Source organism: Albidovulum sp. (genome assembly GCF_049646345.1).
Classification (GTDB): Bacteria; Pseudomonadota; Alphaproteobacteria; order Rhodobacterales; family Rhodobacteraceae; genus Albidovulum.
Map to the genome: position 1 here is coordinate 1 of NZ_JBARVQ010000053.1, position 3,610 is coordinate 3,610.

Here is a 3,610-nt window from a genome sequence, read left to right on the forward strand (position 1 = left end):
CCGCCGAGCCCTTCCACGGGTTCGACGCGCCGGTATCCAGCCGTTCGTTGTTCAGCAGGATACGCCCGGTTTCCTCAAGCGCGGGCGGCACCACCATGACGGTGGGCTTGGTGCCGAGCAACCGCCCCTGATCGCCGCGCAGCGTCATCATCGACGCGCGGGCGGCGGCATAGTTGGCGGCGGTGAGCGGGGCCTGGCTGGCGAAGGCGAGTTGCCAGAGGCCGAAGCCCGCATTGACCCGCGCGCGGATGCCGTAAAGGTATTCGTCCGTCATGAAGACGTGACTGTCATTCGACCGCGTGAGGCTTTCGAATTCGTACTTCTCGCGCTCCTGCCAGATGATCGGCCGGATTGCCCGTGAAGTGTCGAAGAGATACCAGGTCGGATCGGTCCCGGCCTGCATGTTGCTGACCGTGACCGCGTTGCCCTGGGCATCGACGCTCGGGTGGCCCGTGTCGAAGAAGTTCTGGCCGTCATAGCAGAGCGTGGCAAAGCCGGTGGCGATCAGCGGGAAGATCAGTTCGTCGGGATGCTGGCGGGCATTGTGCCCCATCTCAGCGAACATCGGCTTGAAGATGCCGAGCCGGTCATCCGCAAAGTCCTCGCGCCTGACCGAGACGGTGCTTTCGAACTTGCGGTTGACGATGGAGAAGGAATGCGCCGTGAGGTCCTTCACCACCCGGTCGCCGCCGAGCCATTCGCGCAGCTGCGGGAACTGGCCGAGCCAGCCATAAGTCTCGTCCCGTGCCGAGGACGGGATGGTCATTGCGATCTTGTCGTAGAAGACCGGGGTCTTGTCGTAGGCGTCGGTATAGACCGATTTGAAGCCCTTGAAGGGGCGTCGAGCGCGGCGGAATTGAGGATCATGGTCGGGGTTCCCTAGGTTGCGGTGTCGGTGGGAGACGCCCCGGGCAGAGGACGCCGAGGTCGAGAAAGAGTTTCTTGCGCTGGCTGACGGTGCGCGTATGGCAGCCCGTCGCCTCGGCGATGCGGGCCAGAGACCAGCCCGCCGCAAGCCGGGTGAAGATCGTCCAGGCAAGCCGCGCCGATTGCGCGGCGGGGCCTTTGGGAATGTTGACGCGTCCCGCGCCGAACCGCGCGCGCATCCAGTCATCGGCCTGACCGAGCGGTCCCGGACGGGCCGTGTCCGGTACGGTCGCCCGGACGCAATACTCGCGCCCGCCATGCGCCATGAGGAAGGCGCGCAGCACGTGCGGCCCCAGATCGCGTTCCATGTCGCGCAGGGTGCCCGGCATCGCCGGCAGGCCGATGCGGTTGCACTCGGCGCAGGTCGGGAAAAGAAGGTGCGGGGTCGGGTCGTTTGACATGGCCAAAAGCTATGTCACCCCTGAACTCCGTTCGCCCTAGAAGACTTTCAGGGGGGTATTCGCACCCGGAAGGTCGGGACCCCTTCGCAGACACTCTTCGCCTGGCTGGCCGCTTTGCTCGGGTGCGGCGCGTGGAGGGGCGGTACTCCCTCGCGGTCTAGGCCGGTGCCCTGGCTCACGCGCCCCAAAAAGCTACCAGAGCGTCTCCGGAGGGGCAACCGGGCGCGGCTCTGCCACGGAACGGCGTCTGACAGCGCCGTTAAATACCCATTAAATGCCCGTCTCGGGATTTCAGGTGGGGTGAGGCCCGAAAGGCGGAAAGGCTGCTCCACGGCCCGCTCAGCGCGTCGGCGCGTCCAGCGGCAATTTCAGGGGCGGAATCACCTGTCTCCGTCTCTTGTCTGTGTCTCTTGTCTGCGTATGCGTCTCCCTCTCTGTCTCTGTCTGGGAACGAAAGTGGAGCATGTGCTATGGGAAGCCCTATCGATAGAACTATCCGGCGCTCCGTAGCTGGCGTCCGGAGCGGTCGCGACAGATGCGAATGGGGCGGCACTTTCGCACCGCCCCGTCACTGCCCGCCGTTTCTGCCCGACCTATGCCGCCTTGCGCGCCTTCATCGACTTCAGCGCAGTGATCACCTTCGGCGCGGCATCCGCCTTCAGGAAGCGCAGGCTGGACACTTTGAAGCACCGCTCCAGCCATTTGTTGAGCTGATCCTCGCCTTCGTACACCCCGTCGGTGTATTCCGACCAGAGCGCGCGGATCAATTCGATCTGAGCGAAGGACGCCATGCCCGGCCGCTGACCGTAGGACGGCCCACGGCCCCCGAGCGGCTTGAAGCCCATCCATTCGAAGAAGCCCATCATCGTCTCGAAGCCCTCGCGGTCGAGGTCTTTCGACGTGGTGACACGGGCAAGGTGCGCGAGGGCGCGGCGATAGTCGTCGTCGCCGATCCCGAGCTTGCCCTTGGCGACATGAAGAAGCTTCACCTGGTTGGCACTGATCGTCATGCGATCCTCCTGTCCTGGTTGGTGGAAATGCCGTCTTCGACGCTCCTGGCGAAGACAGGCCCGAGCTTCTCGCCGAGCGCCGTGATCGCGGCCCCTTCCTTCTCCACGGCCGCGTCGAAACCGCGACCGCTCATCTTCAGAAGCGCGAGCAGGCTGACATCGTCCTGAAGGTCCGCCGCCAGCGCGTCATGCACCGCGCCGCAGATGTCGCGCGCCTCTTCCAGGAGACCCGCCGCCCGGACACTGGCCTGCTACATCGCCTCAACCTCGTCAGCCGTCAGGCTGACCGTGTAAATCCGTTCGCTACCCATCCCCATCACTGCACCTTCCCTTGGATTTCGTGAAGCTGCGCCCCGGCGAAGATCACCCAAAGCCGCTCCGAGCATTCATGCGCGAAATGCGAACCGACCTCCAAAGCCGTCGCCACCTTGTCCAGGTCATCGGCGGCGGCGGGATGCTCGGTCGCGACTTGCCGAATGATTGCGGTCAGCCCCGCAACCTCGCTCGGAAACTGCGCAAGCGCACGCGCGCGCATCCGGCTTTCCTCAACCTCGCCAGCCGTGATGGTGGCCGCGATATGCACCTTGCGGTCCGCGGTACTCATGCGTCACCCCCGGAGAACTTAATGGCACCCCGAAGGTGGGCCAGCGTCACCGTCCCGCCATCGGCGAGAAGCACCGCCTGGCGAGCGGCAACGTCCATTGAACGAAAGTTGCCGCGCCGCTCCCCGTGTGCCGCCAACTCCGCCTGCAAAGCGTCGTCGTTAGGAAACCGACCGGCGGCAAAGGCCGTGCATTCTGCCTTCGTCGGTCGCGGCAACGGCATATTGTGCGTCACCCGATCAAGGAGCGGCTGGAACAACGCCTTGCGGACGACGCCCCCCTTGCCCAGAAACGTTGCATTACCCACGAGGATGCACCCGAATGCAGGCGCATGAGGATTTCCGGCGCGTGCTGCGTCGCCCCTGTCCCAGATGCCGCGCACGGCTTCCAACAGACGCGGCACCAGACCCTGTGCCTCATCAATGATCAGAAGCACGGGCTTGGGTGACGCGCCGAAAGGATAGCCGCGCAGGAGCGCCCAAACGCTTTCCTCTGCGTCAGCCATGGACCCGTTTTCATGACCGTACTGACCGAGAACAGCGCGAAGGAAGGCATTGATATTGCCTTCGATGGCCGGGGTTGCAGTCACGCGAACCACGACGACAGAGGTGGTCCTGCTTTTCCGACCAGTTTGCAGCCTTGTTAAGATGGATCAGGGGTTCATTTAGGC

At 64.3% G+C, this 3,610-nt stretch carries 6 protein-coding genes; all 6 read right to left on the reverse strand.

Annotated features, from left to right (window positions below):
- Positions 1–967, reverse strand: a 967-nt coding sequence (locus tag WBB85_RS01310; RefSeq protein WP_432636825.1) for a Mu-like prophage major head subunit gpT family protein, incomplete at its 3' end; no start/stop codon positions are given.
- Positions 864–1,328, reverse strand: coding sequence for a helix-turn-helix domain-containing protein (locus tag WBB85_RS01315; protein WP_432636820.1), 465 nt, complete (start codon positions 1,326–1,328; stop codon positions 864–866). The genes WBB85_RS01310 and WBB85_RS01315, both read right to left, overlap by 104 nt.
- A 593-nt stretch (positions 1,329–1,921) precedes the next feature.
- A complete protein-coding gene (locus tag WBB85_RS01320) occupies positions 1,922–2,338 on the reverse strand; it encodes a regulatory protein GemA (protein WP_432636821.1) in 417 nt (138 codons plus the stop codon).
- Positions 2,335–2,532: a hypothetical protein gene (locus WBB85_RS01325; protein ID WP_432636822.1), complete on the reverse strand. Its 198-nt coding sequence runs from the start codon at positions 2,530–2,532 to the stop codon at positions 2,335–2,337. Before WBB85_RS01325 ends, WBB85_RS01320 begins: the two co-directional genes overlap by 4 nt.
- Before the next feature lie 122 nt (positions 2,533–2,654).
- The gene (locus WBB85_RS01330) at positions 2,655–2,942 is read right to left on the reverse strand and encodes a hypothetical protein (protein WP_432636823.1); all 288 of its coding nucleotides are present in this window, start codon (positions 2,940–2,942) and stop codon (positions 2,655–2,657) included.
- Entirely contained in the window at positions 2,939–3,445 is a 507-nt protein-coding gene (locus WBB85_RS01335; RefSeq protein ID WP_432636824.1) for a hypothetical protein, read from the reverse strand. The genes WBB85_RS01330 and WBB85_RS01335 overlap by 4 nt, the downstream gene beginning before the upstream one ends.
- Positions 3,446–3,610: the final 165 nt, after the last annotated feature.

What these genes read in the sequence shown, in the direction of transcription:
- WBB85_RS01330 (WP_432636823.1), bottom strand. Translation starts at nt 2,942, where the DNA reads ATGAGTACCGCGGACCGCAAGGTGCATATCGCGGCCACCATCACGGCT.
- WBB85_RS01315 (WP_432636820.1), bottom strand. Translation starts at nt 1,328, where the DNA reads ATGTCAAACGACCCGACCCCGCACCTTCTTTTCCCGACCTGCGCCGAG.
- WBB85_RS01335 (WP_432636824.1), bottom strand. Translation starts at nt 3,445, where the DNA reads ATGGCTGACGCAGAGGAAAGCGTTTGGGCGCTCCTGCGCGGCTATCCT.
- WBB85_RS01320 (WP_432636821.1), bottom strand. Translation starts at nt 2,338, where the DNA reads ATGACGATCAGTGCCAACCAGGTGAAGCTTCTTCATGTCGCCAAGGGC.